The organism is Vibrio sp. 5S239 (genome assembly GCF_041439575.1).
GTDB lineage: Bacteria > Pseudomonadota > Gammaproteobacteria > Enterobacterales > Vibrionaceae > Vibrio > Vibrio kanaloae.
The window spans coordinates 1-1333 of sequence record NZ_JBGOOM010000064.1 but is presented as its reverse complement, the minus strand read 5'-3'; the positions used below and the strand labels follow the sequence as shown (position 1 = coordinate 1333).

General features: G+C 39.6%; 2 protein-coding genes. Both read left to right on the top strand.

What is annotated here, in order from left to right; all coding sequences use genetic code 11:
• Positions 1 to 69 precede the first annotated feature (69 nt).
• Positions 70 to 498, top strand: coding sequence for an ester cyclase (locus ACED48_RS20430; RefSeq protein WP_017058392.1), 429 nt, complete (start codon positions 70 to 72; stop codon positions 496 to 498).
• Between the two features lie 125 nt (positions 499 to 623).
• A complete protein-coding gene (locus ACED48_RS20425; protein ID WP_017058394.1) occupies positions 624 to 1100 on the top strand; it encodes a GNAT family N-acetyltransferase in 477 nt (158 codons plus the stop codon).
• Positions 1101 to 1333: the final 233 nt, after the last annotated feature.

Below are 1333 nucleotides of genomic sequence, written 5' to 3'. Positions count from 1 at the left end.
TTATGCGGTGGCTTCGTATTACGTTGCTCACTACTTAGCTTAGCGTTAGCAGAATAGAAGGAATAATTGATGTCAGTGGAAGAAGTGGTTAGAGGTTTTATCGAACAAGTAAGGTCAGGGAAAAATCCAGATTTAGTGGACCAGTATCTAGCCCCAGTAGTTGTAGCGCACCAGATTGTTTCTGGGATTTCAGAAGCAATTGAAAGAACTCCTGAAAACTATCGTGAACACGTCGAAGAATTTCTAGAAGCCTACGGTAATTTTGACCTCACAATAGAAGAGTTTTTAGTTCAAGGTCAAAAGGTCTACGTACGTTGGCGTCAAGACGGTCGTCATGAGGGAGTAATTTATGGTTATGAACCGACAGGTTTAGAGCTTTCGACAGTAGGAAGCGCAGTGTACCGAGTGAGTGAAAACCGAATAGCGGAATATTGGATTCAGCAAGAGAATCAAGGTTTACGAGAGCAGTTGGAAGAAAACCTTAAGAAATTCAGCTAACAAAGCATTTAAGAGTGATTCGCAACGCTTGGCAGTTTCGCTTCGCTCAAGTATAGCCAAGCGCCGCTCACACCTTAATGCGGCGTTATGTTGCGGTTCGAATATATCGTATTTAAAGGGTTGATATGATTGTACTTAGAGAAATGCGGCAAGATGAATATCCAAATTATTGTCAGTATTTTATTGACGATTACAGTCAGGAAATTGCCGAAAATTATGGTCATTCTTTAGATCTTGCTATCGGGTTGGCAAAGAAAGACTTGCACCGTTGTTTTCCAGACGGGCTTGAAAGTAGTGAGCATTCTCTACTGTGTATTGATGCTGAAATCGACGGTAAAATGAAGCTTGTAGGTTATCTCTGGCATTCAGTGAAAATTGAAGATAAATCTACATTTATTTATGATTTTTATATTTCAAATAAGTATCGAGGCTTTGGCTATGGGACACAATCAATCTCAGAGCTTGAAAATCAGTTGAAATCTAGTGGTATTAATCAAATTAAACTGAGAGTGGCTTATCATAATGAGCGTGCACTTAAGTTGTATAAAGACGTTGGTTTTGAAATTACAGGTTTCAATATGTCAAAGAAGATAGGCGAGTAGCCTCAACATAACAAACAATTTAAGCGTGATTCCCCACGCTTGGCATTTTTGGTTTGGGTCTAGTTCAGTGTTTACGGTGTCTAAATTGAGTGTCGTGGCAGCGTGGCTCACACCTTAATTGGGCGTTATATGTTTTCATCAATTTAGGAGTAATTTAATGTCTTACGCAGAGATTAGCTGCCTATGTGGTTCTGTAAAAATCACAGCAGAAAGCATCAACCCTAACTTCACAG